Raw genomic sequence first — 16119 nt, 5'->3', positions numbered from 1 at the left:
ATTTTTTGAACGAAACGTTAAACAGAACCGCAAAAGGCATGGCGAAAAAGCGCGATGGTAACGGCTACGCGGCGCACTGCCTCTCAATTTCCCCATCACGCTGCGCGCGGAGCGGGGGCGGCTTGGGTGGTGCGCGCAATCGCGGCACGCAGCCACTCGCTCGTAGCGGAAGGCGCGGTGACGGGCAGCATATGGCTGCCGTTCACCACATCGAGCGTCACACGCGACGAACGGCGGCGCTGGGCATCGCCATGGCGCATCCAGTCGAGCACTACGTCGTCGCGGCCGAACAGGACATCGACTGGAATCGTTAGGTCTGCGTAACGTTGCTCCATCTGTTCGAGATCGTTCGAATCCTCGATGGCCGCCAGATCCAGCGACGCGTGATAGAACCCCTTCGGCCGCACGCTGTGCAGCGCGCCGCCACGGGTGCGGAGGCCTGCGGGCACCGCCTCGGGCGCGAACACGGCTTTGAGCGTCGCGCTACTCGTGGCGAGACCGAACGGCGTAGCCAGCGTGCGCGCCATGAAGCAGCGTACACGCGCCGAGCGCACGGCGAGCGCGCGGAAGGCCGGATCGCTCAGGTTCTGACTGCCGAGCGCACCCGCCGGGCCGGGCGGCTTGATCGTGCCGTGACCGTAGAGCTTGAAGGTGGGTGGCACGCCCGCCACTGTCGAGACCGCGATGTGATCGGTCAGGAAATGGCTGAATACGAAGCCGACCGTGTCCGCGCTGCTCGTCGAAAGACCCGTGCCCGGCGACGTGAACGAATTCGGCAGACGCAGCGGCGTGTTGATCGGCGTGGGCGCCACCGTGGCCGTGAGCGGCGTGCTCGAATCCACGAGTGTGGGCTTGACCTGCCCCTGGAAGTGGTCGGTTTCAAACGTGCCGCTGCCGTCGGCCGATGGCGCGAGGTTGGTGCAGGCCGACCAGCGGTGTGCCGATCGGCGTGGGCGTCTGAATTTGCGGGGCGTTGGCGCTGCTGAAGTAGCTGCCGGTTGAATTTGCGGTCCACGCGCTCGTGGCCGTCGCGCAACCCGTGTTGCTTGCGCCGCCTGGCACGCTGCAGTTGCCGCTTGCGTCGTACTGTTCCTGCGTGACCTCGGCTGCGGGCGCGAAATTGTTCGATGGCAGGATGTGTTAGAGCAGCGCGTTATACGAGCCTTTCAGGTCGGCGATATTCGTGCTCACCGACGAAAAGCCGATGAACGGATAGAAGTCGAACGCGCGCCTTCACGTTGGAAAAGAGCGTGGAGGCGAGCTGGTCGCCGCTGAAGTCGACGGTCGCGCCCGGAATGCCGCCGCTCGCCGGGGCGGCGGAGCAAACGATGTTTCCGGCGGATACGAGACTTGCAAGCTATTTGAAGGGCTCGGTGGCGAAGACAATTCAGATCGATGGACGTGTGGTGGCAGTCCGTACAACGATCTAATTGATTTGGTATCCGAATGAAATAGGGGGGGCTTTCGAACTGCGTAACGAACTCAAAGGTGAGGAAATTCGGGAGCGGATTTGAGTGCGCCGGTTTCAAAGGTGAGCATTTTCGGGGGCGCTTGCGGCAAACGCCGGAAACATCGCCGACAACCGGGCTGCGATGCCCGGGAATGGCAAAGGTGAGTGTCTGCGGGAGCGGATATTCACTGAGCAGTGCAAAAAGCCGCTTTTTACCTGCCGTATTTAAGTTGCTTCGCAGATTTTTTTCACGAAAGCGTCTGGCGTCGATTTGCAAAGGTGAGCATTTTCGGGAGTCGCCCGGCGTGGCAGCCTGTCATCGATGTGTGAGCCGCGCACGGTATAGTGACTCGCGAAACGCGCCATCGGCGCAGCGCTATGGAGTGGCAACATGGGCTTTTTCGATCGACTTTGGCCGCGCAAACGCGCGACGCCGGTGCAGGAAACCGAGCAAACACGCGCACTCGTCGAGCGGCTGATCGTGCTCAGCCCTTCGCTGAAACTCGCGCGCGACTATCGTGAGCGGCTATGTCCCGCGCTCGCGCAGTCGGTCGCGTACGTGCGCGAAATCGTCGAGCGCCTGCCGCCCGCGTGCGAGGCGAGCGCCGCGAACTGGCTTGCCGATCCCTATATCCACGCGTTCTTCGCCGCGCCCGACGAGGTCGCGCCGGTGCTGAGCCGCTCGCCCGAGCTGCATGCGTGGTTCGAGAGCCATCCGCTCGCGAACGAAGCATGGGCCGTGCTGGGCATGGCGATGGCCGAGCGCCGCAGCCTCGGCGTCGCGCAGCACGGCGACCACGTGCATACCGACGTTGCCCAGACCACGCTGAGCTTCGACGACCATCAGGTGCGCGTATGCGGCGAATCCGAAGCGGACCTGCGCGAGCAGATCGTGCAGCGCGTAGTTGAGCAGATTGCGCTCGAAGGACTCGCGCAGATTGGCGCCGACGAGTCGCGCCGCGATGCGCTGGAGCAGGAGCGCGCGCTGTTGCGCACGCGCCGCCAGCTGCTCACGCGCCAGGGCGCGGGCACGCAGAAGATGGTGGGCGAGCGTGCGGTCGCGAACGCCGCGGAGCTCGCGCACCTGCAGACGCAGATCGAAGCGAACGAGCAGGCGCTCGCGGAGCTTGGCTTGAAGACGGACGCGCTCGAGCACGAACTGGGCGTGATTTGCGATGTCCTCGCGCATCCCGCGCAGCACGCGAACGTCGAGATGAAGCAGGTGCGGCTGAGCCCGATGAACGTTCTGATCGAGCACGACGCGCCGGGCGGCGGTGCGCAGATCGAGTTTCCGCTCGCGCATTTGCCGGCGAGCCCGCAGGGCGTGCGCGCTTTCTCGCTGATCCGCTTCGCGCGCGCGGACCTCATGCCGCGGCCGTTGCTATTGGACGGAGATAGCCGCTTCGTAATTTGAGCCGAAGTCGGCGTGGTTGAATGAAAGGTGAGCGTTTTCGGGAGTGGTGCGCAGTCAAGAGCGCGCGGGCCCGCGTGGATGTCAGGTGAAGCGCGACGCTTCGGGACCGCTCACCGAGACGAGCCGTTTGCGCAACAAATAACGCAATTCCAGGCCGAATCGCGGCAGAAAATTCCTGGTAGTCCCAGGTTAAGCGATGCGAACCGTTCTCTGGCACGATAGCCGAAGCCGCGCCCGAACGCCAAAGGTGAGGTTATTCAGGAGCGGTGCGCGCGGTTGCTTCGAGACACTAACCGTTCAGGCAGAAAACTTTGAAAACACTGGAAAACAAGGCTTTCCGCGGCGCGCCGATACGCCCGACACGATGCGGCAGAAATCCCGATAACACGGAAAGGTGAGGCTTTTCAGGAGTGCACGGCGGGCCACGCGCTCACACCCGCAGGGTCGATCTCGAAGCGCAGCGCGCCGGCATGCGGGAGCGCCGCGTCGTCGGCGGGGATGTCGAAGGTCTCCCCGGCCAGTTCGAGCGCGACGTAGCGGTCGCCGTGGCGCAGCGAGACGCCCGCGAGACGGCCTTCGAGCGAACCATTCGGCGTCGCGCACAGCGCGCGCGGCGCCACGCGCCACATCACGCGCGCGCCCGTGGCGAACCGTGCGTCGTCGTAAGCGCTCCGGTACGGCAGGCGCAGGCCGCCCGCCGTTTCGATCTCGCCCGAATCGAGCACGATGCCCGTGCCGATGTTGTGCAGTCCGAGCAATTCGGCCACTCGCGGCGAGGCGGGCCGTGCGAACACCTCGTCGACGGGACCGGCCTGCAGCGTGCGGCCATGCTCGATCACGAGCACTTCGTCGGCGAGCAGGGCGGCTTCGTCGGGGTCGTGCGTGACGATCACGGTGACCGCGCTGACCTCGCGCTGCAGGGCGCGCAGCGTTTGCTGCAAGCGGCGCCGGCGCGGCGTGTCGAGCGCGGCGAATGGCTCGTCGAACAGCAGCAACTGAGTGTGCCGCGTGAGCGCGCGCGCGAGCGCCACGCGCTGGCGCTGGCCGAACGAAAGCTGGCGCGGCAGGCGTTGCGTGAGCGTATCGAGGCCCAGATGCGCGAGCCAGTAGCGCGCGCTGGCGGCGTCGGCATCGACGGGAAACGCCAGTTGCTGCGCCACCGTCAGGTGCGGAAAGAGGCCGTAGTCTTGCGGCATGTAGCCGATCTGCCGGCCTTCGGGCGGCAACGCGCCAATGTCGGTCGCGCCGAGCGAGACGAAGCCCGCATCGTTGCGCTCGAGACCCGCGACGATGCGCAGCGCGAGCGACTTGCCCGAGCCCGAAGGCCCGATGATCGCGAGCCGCCGCGTGCGCGGCTGCCAGGCGACGTCGAGCGTGAACGCGCCGAGGCGCCGCTGCGCCGCGAACGCGAGCCGCAAGTCGTTCGTATTCGTTGCCGCGGCGGCGGGCGTGAATGCGGTGAGCTCATCGCTGTTGTCGGTGCTCACCGCGAGCGTGGCGCGCGTGCCACGGCTATAGACCGAGAGCACCGCGCAGACGATCGCGATGCCAAGCGTCGGCAGCAGCAGCGGCATCATCGCGGGCAGCCCCTGGCCGCCGAACACCACATAGGTGTAGACCGGCAGTGAGTACGGGTGATAGGCGACCATCACCGTTGCGCCGAATTCGCCGAACGCGCGCAGCCATGCGAGCGCGAGCCCCGCGCGGATGGCGGGCCAGGCGATCGGCAGCGTGATGCGAAAGAAGCGGCTCGCGGCGCGATGGCCGAGCGTGGCGGCCACGTCGTCGTGGACCGGATCGACGGCGGCGAATGCCGAGCGTGCCGCCACGACCAGGAATGGCGCGGCCACGAAGGTCTCGGCGAGCACGATGCCCGTGAAGGAGTCGGTGAGCGCGCCGTTGAAGAGCTGGCCGAGGCCGCTATACGGGCCGATCAGAAACAGCAGCAGCACGCCGCTCGTGAGCGGCGGCAGCGCGAGCGGCAATTGCACGACGAAGCCGAGCAGCGCGACGCCGCGCGAGCGCGAACGCGCTAGCCAATAGCCGAGCGGCACGCCGCCCACGAGGATGACGAGCGCGGCGACGCTCGCGCTCGCCACCGACACGCCGACCGCCGACCCCATGGTGCGCCAGTCGACGCCGGCCCAGTCCGCCTGGCCGATCTGCGGAATGCTGGCGAAAAACGGCGCGCACAGATACACAGCGAGCAACGCGCCGAGCCACCAGAGCGGCCTTGCGGTGCTTTGCGCCGGTTCAGCGGGTCGAGTCATGATTGCGGCGTCATTGCTGTGCGGCGTCGATCACGGCCTGCACCGACGACGGAATGCCCTGGGCGTTGCCGTTGACCGCGGGCTTCTTGATGTCCACGCCGTGTTCGGCGAGCAGCTTGCGGCCTTCGGCGCTCAGCAGGAAGTTGACGAAGCGTGCGGCGCCCGCGCCATTGGGCGCGTCATTCAAAATCGTGAGCGTGTAGCTCGCCTTGATCCCCAGCTCGGGCGCGGGATGGATCGACGGAATCTTCAGGTCCGACGTTTCGGTCGAGTAAAAGAAGCCCGCGTCGAGCTGGCCCGACTGCAGACGGCCCACGAGCGTTTCCTCGGGCAACACTTGAGCGGGATTCTCCGGCGTGCCAAGCGTTTTCTCGACGAGGTCGGGCTGGTTGTACGCCTGGGCCGCCTTCGTCATGAGTTCGACGGTGAACGCGCCTTTCGGGTCAAGCTTGGGATCGGTGCGGCCAAGGCGGATGCCCGGCTCACGCAGCACGGCATCCCACTTCTTCGTCTTGAAGTCGGCGGCGAAGCGGCTCTTTGGGTTGTAGCCGATCATGAGCGGCGACTCGGCGAAATTCACATACCACGAAACATGATTGCCATTCGAGTCGCCCATGAGGTTCGCGTTGACCTTCGGGCTCGCGCTGATAAACACGTCGCCACGGCGCAGCTTGCCCTTCACTTCATTGGCGATCTTGTTCGAGCCGGCTGCGTAACCCTTGAAGTGCAGGCCTGTTTCCTTCTCGAACGCCGGCCCCACGCTCTTTTCCATCAGGTTCACGAGCGAGCCCGCATAGAGCACGTTGACGTCGCCGTTGTCGGCCGCTAATGCGCCCGTGCTCGCGGCGAGCACGCCGGACATCATCACGACGGACGCAATCAGCTTGCGGATCATCTTTTCTACCCCGTAGCGTTATAAAGGTGCATATATTACGCCGGCCCGACAGTTTCATGCACCTGGCCACATGGGCAATGTTCCCGATAACGCCTGTGCATGGTCGGGCCGCGCCGCTACACTAGGCCCTGCATTCGGACTCGCACCGGCGCGCGCCGCGACGGCGCTTACGTCGGTCAATTTCATCGCTTATAGGAAGGCTCTCATGCGTACCAGCGCTCGCAATCACTTCTCCGGCCAGATCGCCGCGGTCAAGGCCGGCGCAGTCAACGACGAAGTCACGCTGCGCGTCGACGGCGGTCTCGAGATCGTCGCCATCATCACGCATGGCAGCGCCGCTTCGCTGGGCCTCGCGGCCGGCAAGAACGCGTTTGCGCTCGTGAAGGCTTCGTCAGTGATCGTGATGGTGGATGGCGACGCCAGCAAGGTCTCCACGCGCAACGTCGTCGCGGGCACCGTCGCGTCGGTCACGAGGGGCGCAGTGAACGCCGAGGTCGTGATCGCGGCGGCGAGCGGCGCGCAGATCGCGGCCATCGTCACGAACGACAGCGTGGACCGCCTCGGTTTGGCAGCGGGCAAGCCGGCTGCGGCGCTCTTCAAGGCGTCGAGCGTGATCGTGGGCGTGGATGCCTGATCGACTGGCGTTTGCTTGCGCCCATGTCCCCCCAAAAAAAGTTCAGACCGAGGCCGCCACGCCAACGCCGCGCAGCGCGCCTGACGTGCGTTTTCGCATGCGTGTCATTCATGACGGCACCATCGCGCTCGGGCCCGGCAAGGTGCAACTGCTGGAGGCGGTGCGCGAGCAGGGCTCGATTTCGGCGGCGGCGCGCAGCCTGAACATGTCGTAACGGCGTGCGTGGCTTCTCATGGACGAACTCAATCGCGCGCTCGCATCGCCGGCCACCGTGTCCGAACATGGCGGACAAAGCGGCGGAGGCAGCACGCTCACGCCCGTGGGCGAAGAGATCATCCGGCTCTATCGCGGCATCGAGGCGCGAGCCGCCGCCGCCGCCTGCGCACCCGAAATCGAGGCGCTGAAGAAGCTCGTCAAAAGCTGATGCCCGCTGTCTAACCGTGGCGCAGGCAGAACCGCGAGACGGGCAGCGCCGCCAGTGCGGGCGCGGCGTTCTCGTGCAGCCGCATCGTCAATTCGACAAGACTCGCGAGCCTTGCGGTGCGCAGCGGGTGCCAGCTCACCTGGTGCCGCTCGCACACGCGCTTGAGCGTGGCCATCCGGCCTGGGCCATCCGGCCAGGGTGCCGCTGACAGTGGTTCCCGGTATCCTTTTGCCGATGGGCGCGTTCAGGTTTCTTTTCGCGTCCGCCCGGCAATCACTGAATCAAGCAAGTTTATGGAACCATCGAATTTCGCCCGAGGGAGCCGCGCATGCGCGTAGGCCGCCCGGTCAAGGCGCTGCCGCAGCCGCTGTGCGATTACTGCGGCGCAAAGGCGCTGCTCGCCCGTTATGGCGACGAAGCCTATCCGTACCGTGACGATCACGGCCCGCTCTGGGTCTGCGCGGCCTGTGAGGCGTGGATTGGCGTGCCCGCGCGCAGCACGCGCAACGTGCCGCTCGGGCGGCTCGCCAACGCCGCGTTGCGCGACGCCAAGAGCCGCTTGCACGACGCGCTGGAACCGCTCGTGGCCGCCAAGGTGCGGCGCGACAAGGTGAATGTCTTCGAGGCGCGCGGCCGCGCGTTGCGCTGGGTGGCCGGGGAACTCGGCTTCGAATTGCCGAATCCGTCGATCCACCACCTGACGCTCGAACAGTGCGAGGCGGCCATCCGCCACGTGGAAGCCTTCATGGCCGCGCGCCGCACGCCCGACGACGCGCGCTAGCTCGGGCAGGGCGCCGGGCTGTCACTCGCTGCTATATCGATCTTGAGCGACGGCGCTCAACCTTGGCCGCTGCGTGCCGTTAATGAACCTGGAAGTGCACCTGTAAACGCACCTGAATCGATACCGATGGGCGACATGGCCAAGACGATCCCCTTTCCGCAGCACAAGACCACCCGCGCCCGGCGCCAAAAGGCCGAGTTGCTGCCGATGCCGCGCGCGAGCGCTGACGAACTCGCGCTGCAACTGCATCTGGCGCTCGCTTCGCTGCGCGCGGGCGGCGCACAGCACGACGCGCAGGCGCTCCTGCATGCGCACGTGCTCGCGCAATCGATCGCCGGCGCGGGCTACGGCGTGCTGACGCCCGAGCAGGTCCGTTGCGCCGACGAGGCGATCCTCGCGTGCTTCGCGCGCGGCGCGGCCGAGAGTGTATGGCGGCTGGAAGAGCCGGAGTTCGAGGCGGTCAAGGCGATCGTGGGCGTCTACGATCAGCAGCTGCAGAGCGCGCCGTTCTGGGTGCTGGCCGAGGCCAGCGAACGGCTGGAGCGCATGCGCGCGGGCGATTCCAGGCACCCGATGCGCAAGCAAGCCTGACACGGGCGGTACTCAGACGGGCACGCCGGTTGCGGTGCGTCTGCGAGGCGGCCGGCCGATCCGCCTGAATCATTTGTCCGGCCCTTCTCAATCGTCAGTCCCCATGAACCACGGCCACGAGACTGCAATAACTTACGTATCGCCTCCAAACAGGGCCGGATAAGAGCAGAGGTGTCCGGTGCCTCACCCCGAGTCACGGTGATGCCGGCGGAATGGCCGTGCGGTGGCCGTGTGGCGGCATTGGCACGAGATTTGACGGGCGGCGCGAATCGTGTTGACTTCCGGCAGTGGGCGTGACTAAAATTCGCCCGTCTTAACAAAAGGGGCTGACGCCTTGGACAGTAGCAGTTGTCGATCTTCGAATAGTTTCGCTGCCTGACCGGCACGACGTCCGCGCTCCCTTTCTTTCAGCCGCCGTCTTGCCAGCCAGGCAGATGGTGCGCGTCTCGCAGTAATCCTCGTGCACTCTAATTAGCGTCGACCCGGCGCAGCCGCGTTTTTGTCACGCGCCGCGCAAGGCCGACATCGCGCCGTGAGCGAATTTCGCTCGCGGCACGGTCCGTTCATTGCGCGCATCGGCAGTCGGCCGACGCCGCGCAGCGCACGGGCCGCCACTTGCGTTGCGCATGGCCCAGGCCGATGCGACCGGCGCCCGCCAGCGCGCGCCAGCCGCTTTGCCTTGCCGCCATTCGGGACTCGCCGCGCGCTGGCCGGACTGGCGCGCACGGGTGTTGTGGCGCGCAAGGGCTGTATAAGAGCCAATTAGCAGCAAACAAGCCGCAATAAGCCGAAATAAGCAGCAACATCCAGAAACGCTGGTGCTTCAAGACATGAATCAGTTCAACCTGTTATTCGCCCCGGGAGGCTGCTGATGGAGTTCAGATTCAACCTGAACCGCACGGCCAACGCCTCGGCGTGGCGCGTGCTGCCCAATCGCTGGGACTTCGTGGCGTTCCCGCTGATCATCTGTTTGATCGCGATGGCCGTGGTGGGCTTTCACGAGACCATGGCGCCCATCGCCACGCTCAAGACGCAGGCGATCTCGCTCGACCCGGCCAACCTGCCCGAGTACGCCATGCGCACGACGCTGCGCATGCTCGCGGCCATGGTCGCCTCGCTCACGTTCACGCTGGTCTACGGCACGCTCGCGGCCAAGAGCCGGCGCGCGGGCCAGGTGCTGGTGCCGATCCTCGACATCCTGCAGTCGGTTCCGGTGCTCGGCTATATCTCGTTCACCGTTACGTTCTTCCTCGCGCTGTTTCCCTCGCGCGTGCTGGGCGCGGAACTCGCGGCGATCTTCGCGATCTTCACGAGCCAGGCCTGGAACATGACGTTCAGCTTCTACCAGTCGCTGCGCACGGTGCCGCGCGACCTCGATGAAGTCTCGCGCGGTTTCCATCTCACGGGCTGGCAGCGTTTCTGGAAGCTCGAAGTGCCGTTCTCGATGCCGGGCCTCATCTGGAACATGATGATGTCGATGTCGGGCGGCTGGTTCTTCGTGGTGGCTTCCGAAGCGATCACGGTGGGCAACAACACGATTACGCTGCCGGGCATTGGCGCGTACCTGGCGCAGGCGATCACGGAGAAGAACCTGCACGCGGTGGGCTGGGTGATTCTCACGATGACGGTGGTGATCCTGGCCTACGACCAGTTCCTGTTCCGCCCGCTGGTGGCGTGGGCCGACAAGTTCCGCATGGAAAACACCGCATCGGGCGACGCGCCCGAGTCGTGGCTGCTCGACCTGATCCGCCGCACGCATCTGATTCATCGACTGCTCGTGCCGATGGGCTTTTTGCTGGCCACGCTCGCGCGCGTGCCGATTCGCTTCCGGCTGCCGAAGGCCATGCCTGCGGCAAGCGCGGTGCTCACGAAGCGCTCGCGCGTAGGTGACATCCTCTGGGCCGTGTTCGTGATCGCGCTCACCGCTTACGTGGTCTGGCGCGTGGTCGCGTTCGTGCGCACCGGCGTCACGCTCGACGAAGTCGGCCATGTGTTCGTGCTTGGCCTCATTACGCTGTTACGCGTGGTGTTGCTGATCGCGATTGCTTCGGTGATCTGGGTGCCGCTCGGCGTGCTGATCGGCCTGCGTCCGGCGCTCGCCGAAAAGGTGCAGCCGCTCGCGCAGTTTCTCGCGGCGTTTCCGGCGAATCTGCTGTTCCCGGTGTTCGTGATCGTGATCGTGCGCTTCCACCTGAACCCGGACATCTGGCTCTCGCCGCTGATCGTGCTCGGCACGCAGTGGTACATCCTCTTCAACGTGATCGCGGGCGCCACGGCGTATCCGAACGATTACAAGGAAGCGGCCAAGAACTTCCGCATCCGCGGCTGGCAATGGTGGCGGCAGGCGATGCTGCCGGGCATCTTCCCGTACTACGTCACGGGTGCGATTACCGCCTCGGGCGGCGCGTGGAATGCGAGCATCGTGGCCGAGTTCGTGCAGTGGGGCGACACGAAGCTCCAGGCGCACGGCCTGGGCGCGTATATCGCGCAGATGACCGCCGCCGGCGACTTCCCGAAGATCATTCTGGGCATCGCGATGATGTCCCTGTTCGTTACGCTGTTCAACCGCGTGCTCTGGCGTCCGATGTACACGTTCGCCGAGTCCCGGCTGCGGCTCGATTGAGATGGAGTAAATCATGCTGAATCCCAGAATCGTCTCATCCGACCTGCTGCCGATGCGTCCCGTGCCGGGCCAGGAAGTGCTCGCCGTGAAGCACGTATCGCGCGGCTTCGCGAAGAAGGACGACGAGCGTCTCGTGCTCGACGACGTCAATCTCTCGCTGCGCGAAGGCGAAATCGTCGGGCTGCTCGGCCGCTCCGGCTCGGGCAAGTCCACGTTGCTGCGCATCATCTCCGGCCTGATCGAGGCCACGTCGGGCGAAGTGAACTGGCTTGGCAAGCCGCTCGAAGGGCCGGCCGAAGGCGTATCGATGGTGTTCCAGACCTTCGCGCTGTTCCCGTGGCTCACGGTGCTGCAGAACGTGGAAGCGGGCCTCGAAGCGCAGGGCGTGGGCGCGCGCGAGCGCCGCGAGCGCGCGCTGGCCGCCATCGACCTGATCGGTCTGGACGGCTTCGAAAACGCCTACCCGCGCGAGCTATCGGGCGGCATGCGCCAGCGCGTGGGTTTTGCGCGCGCGCTCGTGGTGGACCCGGCGTTGCTGTTGATGGACGAACCGTTCTCCGCGCTCGACGTGCTGACCGCCGAAACGCTGCGCACCGATTTGCTCGACTTGTGGACGCAAGGCCGCATGCCGATCAAGTCGATGCTGATCGTCACGCATAACATCGAAGAAGCGGTGTTCATGTGCGACCGCATTCTGGTGTTGTCGTCGAATCCGGGGCGCGTGGTGGCCGAGATCAAGGTGCCGTTCAAGCACCCGCGCAACCGCCTGGACCCGGCGTTCCGCAAGCTCGTCGACGAGATCTACGCGAAGATGACCGCGCGCGAAGCGGCCGAAGCTTCGCAACGGCGCCTTGAAGTGGGCAGCCGTTTGCCCGACGTTTCGACGAACCTGATGGCGGGCTTGATCGAGACGCTGGCGGCCGCGCCGTATCACGGCCGCGCCGACATGCCCGAGATCGCGCGTTCGCTGCATCTCGAAGTGGACGATTTGTTTCCGATTGCCGAGGTGCTGCAACAGTTGGGTTTCGCCGATGTGCGCGACGGTGACCTGCTGCTCACGCCGCCCGCGCGCGTGTTCGCGGAGATGGGCACGCAGGCGCGCAAGCTGATGTTCGCCGACCATTTGCTGCGTAATGTGCCGCTCGCGGCGCGTATCAAGAAGGTGCTCAACGAGCGTCCGGGGCACCGCGCGCCGCGCGTGCGGTTCGAGCAGGAGCTCGAGGACTTTCTCTCTGATGTGGCGGCCGAAGAAACGCTCGATACCGTGATCGATTGGGGACGGTATGGCGAGATCTTTTCGTATAACGATCAGTCGGAGATTTTTAGTCTTGAGGATGTTGAGGGGTGATGCGCGCTAGCGCCATATAGCGAGATTGGACCGGGGCCTTGAGCCCCGGTTTTGTTTTGTGGAGGCTGTTTCGCCGGGGACAACGACGGCGCACGCTTGCATCGCGCCGCACAGGTAAATTAACTAGGCAACTCGGTGGCGGTGCAAAGTGTCGCCGCACCGTTGTCCGCTTGGCTGTCCCCCATTCGAAGGCATGCCCTGTGCTTCTTTGCTGCGCGCAAAGCCCATGTGGTGGCGCTTCCAGCCCCTATGCCCAGGATATTCCCTGGATTGCCCGGTTTTTAATTGAAATTGCTTGCGTTCGGTTTTTTGCTCCCGCAAGCTTGTCTAGACAATGTGGTGGGTGGCGAGGCTGCCCATCCAGGATCCCGACGGCACGACTAAGGAGTATCGACATGCAGGCGAAGTACACCAGACTGGTCAAGTCCTTGATTGGAGTGGCAATCGGCGCTGCGCTGCTGGGGAGCGGCGGCGCTGGCGCGAAAGAGTGGAAAACAGTGACGATTGCGCTCGACGGTAGTTACGCGCCATGGAACCTCACGTTGCCGGGCGGCAAGCTTGGTGGCTTCGAGCCGGAACTGGTCGCCAATCTTTGTGCGCGCGCACAACTCCAGTGCAATCTCGTCACGCAGGATTGGGACGGCATGATTCCCGGGCTCCAGGCCGGGAAATTCGATGTCCTGATGGATGCCATCTCGATCACTCCTGACCGCGAAAAGATCCTCGCCTTCTCCAAGCCCTATGCGGCTACTCCCGCCACGTTTGCCGTGACCGACACGAAGATCCTGCCGAAGACCGCGCCCGGCGCGAGCCCGGTGAAGCTCGATACCGATGCGCGCAGCAACCTGCCGGCCATCGACGCGCTGCGCAAGGCGCTCAAGGGCAAGACCATCGGCCTGCAGTCGGGCACGATTTATACGCGCTTTGTGAACGACAACTTCAAGGAAGTCGCATCCATTCGCGTCTACAAGTCGGCGCCGCAGCGCGATCTCGATCTCGCGAACGGCCGCATCGACGCCTCGTTCGACGACGTCACCTACTACGCCGCCAACGACAACAAGTCCAACGCCTCCATCGTCATGGCGGGCCCGCAAATCGCCGGACCGATCTGGGGTCCCGGCGAAGGGCTCGCGTTCCGCAAGCAGGATGCCGACCTGAAAGCGAAGTTCGATACCGCGATTGTTGCCGCTCAGGCCGATGGCACGATCAAGAAGCTCGCGATCAAGTGGTTCAAGACGGATGTGACGCCCTGAGCGCTTCCCGGCCCCCTTGCCCGCACCGCGGGCAAGGCCAGTTTAGCCAGCCTCGTCTGGTTTGCTTGAGGTAGTCATCATGTCTATGTTCGAAATGCTCGGCTTTGGATCGGAAGGCTGGGGCAGCGTGCTCCTGTTGGGCGCGGCCATGACGGTCGTGCTCACGCTCGCGGCGCTTGCGATTGGTGCTGTGGCCGGTGGACTCGTCGCGGCGGCGAAGCTTTCGCGGCTGCGCGTCCTGCGCGTGATCGGCGATTGCTACACCACGGTGTTTCGCGGCGTGCCCGAATTGCTCGTCATCTATCTCTTCTACTTCGGTGGGTCTGCGCTCGTGACGAGTGTGGGGCAGTGGTTCGGCGCGGACGGTTTTGTAGGCGTGCCGCCTTTTGCGGTCGGCGCGGTTGCCGTGGGCCTGATTTCCGGGGCCTACCAGGCCGAGGTCTATCGCGCAGCGGTGCTGGCTGTTTCGCGCGGCGAGCTCGAAGCCGCGCGCGCGGTCGGCATGCCTGCGCTTACCATGGCGCGCCGCATCCTCATTCCGCAAGTGCTGCGCTTTGCGCTGCCGGGCATCGGCAACGTGTGGCAGCTCAGTCTCAAGGACTCCGCACTGATTTCCGTGACGGGTCTTGCAGAGCTCCTGCGCGCGAGTCAGGTGGCCGCCGGATCGACGCATCAGTATTTCCTTTTCTTCGTCGTGGGCGGCGCGCTGTACCTCGCGATGACGGGAGTGTCGAACCGCATCTTCGGCCGTGCGGAAGCGCATGTCGGCCGATCCTTCAAGCGCAATTTCGCGCGCAATTGACGTTACGGCGGTTCTGACATGCAAATCGACTTCGATTTTCTCTTCGATACGCTGCGCCAGCTCATTGCTGCGGTGCCGGTCACGCTCGGACTGTTCTTCGCTTCGCTGGTGCTGGGTGGCTTGCTCTCGCTGGTGATCGTGGCCATGCGCGTCTCGCCGCGCTGGTTGCCCAATCGCTTCGCGCGAGCTTACATCCTCGTGTTCCGCGGCTCGCCGCTATTGATCCAGATGTTTCTCGTCTACTACGGGCTTGGCCAGTTCGGCGTGATACGCGAGAGTTTCCTGTGGCCGGTGCTGCGCGAACCCTACGTGTGCGCCGTGCTCTCGCTTGCACTGTGCACGGCCGGCTATACGGCGGAGATCATTCGCGGCGGCCTGATGGCCGTGCCGGTGGGCCAGATCGAGGCCGGTTATTCGATCGGTCTGTCCGGCATCGCGCTGCTGCGCCGGGTGATCGGCCCCATCGCACTGCGCCAGTGCTTGCCCGCCTATTCGACCGAAGCCGTATTGCTCGTGAAGTCCACGGCGCTTGCGAGCCTCGTTACGGTTTGGGAAGTCACGGGCGTCGCCCAGCAGATCATCCAGCAGACCTATCGGACCACGGAGGTGTTCACCTGTGCCGCGCTGATTTACCTCGCGCTGAACTTCTTCGTCGTGCGTCTCATCGGTCTCGTCGAAAAGCGCCTCTCGCGCCATCTGGGTCCAGCGCCCAGCGTGCCCGCGCGCAAGCTGACGACACTCGAATCCCATCGCGCCGCCTCGTGACCGGCAGCCATACCCGCCTTATCAGGAGTTACTCATGAATGCAGCCGCACCGGTCGCCCTGTCCGTCAAGAACATTCACAAGTCCTTCGGCGATCACCATGTGCTCAAGGGCATCTCGCTCGACGCCCATCAGGGCGACGTCATTTCGATTCTTGGCGCGAGCGGCTCGGGCAAGAGCACGTTTCTGCGCTGCCTGAACCTGCTGGAGATGCCCGATGACGGCACCGTCGAGCTGGAAGGCGAGACGCTGAAGATGAAGCGCCGCCGCGACGGCAAGCTGCAGCCCGAGGATCGCCGTCAGGTGGACCGCGTGCGCTCGCGCCTTGGCATGGTGTTTCAGAACTTCAATCTGTGGTCGCATATGACCGTGATGGAGAACCTGGTTGAAGGGCCGATGCGCGTGCTCAAGCGCAGCCGCGCCGAAGCGGCGGAAGAAGCCGAAGCGCTGCTCGCGAAAGTGGGTCTCGCCGACAAGCGCGGCCACTACCCGGCGCACCTCTCGGGCGGCCAGCAGCAGCGCGTCGCGATCGCCCGTGCGCTCGCCATGCATCCGAAGGTCATGCTCTTCGACGAGCCGACCTCGGCGCTCGATCCCGAGCTTGTGGGCGAAGTGCTTCGCGTGATGCGCGCACTCGCCGAAGAAGGCCGCACGATGCTCGTTGTCACGCATGAGATGGGCTTTGCGAAGCACGTGTCCAATCGCGTGATGTTTTTGCACCAGGGGCGTGTCGATGCGGATGGCACCCCTCAGGAAGTCTTCGGCGAGCTGAAGTCCGAACGCTTCCGCCAGTTCGTGTCCAGCCACCAGGACAGAAACGCACACTGATCGAGTGCGGCCCCTGGCGTGTGCCACGGGCCGGCACATAACC

General features: G+C 64.9%; 14 protein-coding genes and 3 pseudogenes. 12 read left to right on the top strand and 5 right to left on the bottom strand.

Annotated elements, in window-relative coordinates; genetic code table 11:
- Positions 1-95 precede the first annotated feature (95 nt).
- Positions 96-836 (bottom strand): annotated as a pseudogene (locus NH14_RS33980) (alpha/beta fold hydrolase); the annotation flags it as partial.
- Positions 837-879: 43 nt separating this feature from the next.
- Positions 880-1218, bottom strand: a pseudogene (locus NH14_RS34205) (DUF2957 domain-containing protein); the annotation flags it as partial.
- 32 nt (positions 1219-1250) lie between these two features.
- Between NH14_RS34205 and NH14_RS00785 the strand changes: the two are divergent.
- Positions 1251-1430 (top strand): hypothetical protein, encoded by a 180-nt coding sequence (locus tag NH14_RS00785; protein WP_152617206.1) that lies wholly within the window; start codon positions 1251-1253, stop codon positions 1428-1430.
- Positions 1431-1841: 411 nt separating this feature from the next.
- On the top strand, positions 1842-2864 hold the full coding sequence (locus NH14_RS00780) for a hypothetical protein (protein ID WP_035530041.1): 1023 nt from the start codon (positions 1842-1844) through the stop codon (positions 2862-2864).
- Positions 2865-3268: 404 nt separating this feature from the next.
- Here NH14_RS00780 and NH14_RS00775 read toward each other — a convergent pair whose 3' ends face one another.
- Entirely contained in the window at positions 3269-5134 is a 1866-nt protein-coding gene (locus NH14_RS00775) for an ABC transporter ATP-binding protein/permease (protein ID WP_035530042.1), read from the bottom strand.
- 10 nt (positions 5135-5144) lie between these two features.
- On the bottom strand, positions 5145-6029 hold the full coding sequence (locus tag NH14_RS00770) for an extracellular solute-binding protein (RefSeq protein WP_035530044.1): 885 nt from the start codon (positions 6027-6029) through the stop codon (positions 5145-5147).
- A 205-nt stretch (positions 6030-6234) separates the two neighbouring features.
- Between NH14_RS00770 and NH14_RS00765 the strand changes: the two genes are divergently transcribed.
- A complete protein-coding gene (locus NH14_RS00765) occupies positions 6235-6663 on the top strand; it encodes a TOBE domain-containing protein (RefSeq protein WP_035530046.1) in 429 nt (142 codons plus the stop codon).
- Between the two features lie 97 nt (positions 6664-6760).
- A pseudogene (locus NH14_RS00760) lies at positions 6761-7087 on the top strand (winged helix-turn-helix domain-containing protein).
- Between the two features lie 10 nt (positions 7088-7097).
- Here NH14_RS00760 and NH14_RS00755 read toward each other — a convergent pair.
- Positions 7098-7262, bottom strand: a complete 165-nt coding sequence (locus NH14_RS00755; protein WP_162531587.1) for a hypothetical protein — start codon at positions 7260-7262, stop codon at positions 7098-7100.
- Between the two features lie 153 nt (positions 7263-7415).
- Here NH14_RS00755 and NH14_RS00750 point away from each other — a divergent pair, with 153 nt between their 5' ends.
- From NH14_RS00750 to NH14_RS00715, 8 genes are all read left to right on the top strand, one after another.
- Positions 7416-7868: a zinc-finger-containing protein gene (locus NH14_RS00750; RefSeq protein ID WP_035530048.1), complete on the top strand. Its 453-nt coding sequence runs from the start codon at positions 7416-7418 to the stop codon at positions 7866-7868.
- Between the two features lie 135 nt (positions 7869-8003).
- Positions 8004-8459, top strand: a complete 456-nt coding sequence (locus NH14_RS00745; RefSeq protein WP_035530267.1) for a hypothetical protein — start codon at positions 8004-8006, stop codon at positions 8457-8459.
- A gap of 871 nt (positions 8460-9330) precedes the next feature.
- A complete protein-coding gene (locus tag NH14_RS00740; RefSeq protein ID WP_035530050.1) occupies positions 9331-11082 on the top strand; it encodes an ABC transporter permease in 1752 nt (583 codons plus the stop codon).
- Positions 11083-11095: 13 nt separating this feature from the next.
- Complete coding sequence (locus tag NH14_RS00735) at positions 11096-12430, top strand: ABC transporter ATP-binding protein (RefSeq protein ID WP_035530052.1); 1335 nt, start codon at positions 11096-11098, stop codon at positions 12428-12430.
- Between the two features lie 395 nt (positions 12431-12825).
- The gene (locus NH14_RS00730) at positions 12826-13683 is read left to right on the top strand and encodes a transporter substrate-binding domain-containing protein (protein ID WP_035530054.1); all 858 of its coding nucleotides are present in this window, start codon (positions 12826-12828) and stop codon (positions 13681-13683) included.
- Positions 13684-13762: 79 nt separating this feature from the next.
- On the top strand, positions 13763-14485 hold the full coding sequence (locus tag NH14_RS00725) for an ABC transporter permease (protein WP_035530055.1): 723 nt from the start codon (positions 13763-13765) through the stop codon (positions 14483-14485).
- An 18-nt stretch (positions 14486-14503) separates the two neighbouring features.
- Positions 14504-15250 carry an ABC transporter permease gene (locus NH14_RS00720; RefSeq protein ID WP_035530057.1) on the top strand — a complete coding sequence of 249 codons (747 nt, stop codon included), beginning with the start codon at positions 14504-14506 and terminating at the stop codon, positions 15248-15250.
- Positions 15251-15284: 34 nt separating this feature from the next.
- Complete coding sequence (locus NH14_RS00715; RefSeq protein WP_035530059.1) at positions 15285-16076, top strand: ABC transporter ATP-binding protein; 792 nt, start codon at positions 15285-15287, stop codon at positions 16074-16076.
- Positions 16077-16119 lie beyond the last annotated feature (43 nt).

The sequence above is a fragment of the Paraburkholderia sacchari genome (genome assembly GCF_000785435.2).
GTDB lineage: Bacteria > Pseudomonadota > Gammaproteobacteria > Burkholderiales > Burkholderiaceae > Paraburkholderia > Paraburkholderia sacchari.
Note: the sequence above shows the minus strand (reverse complement) of the source record. Positions and strands in the feature narration are given on the sequence as shown.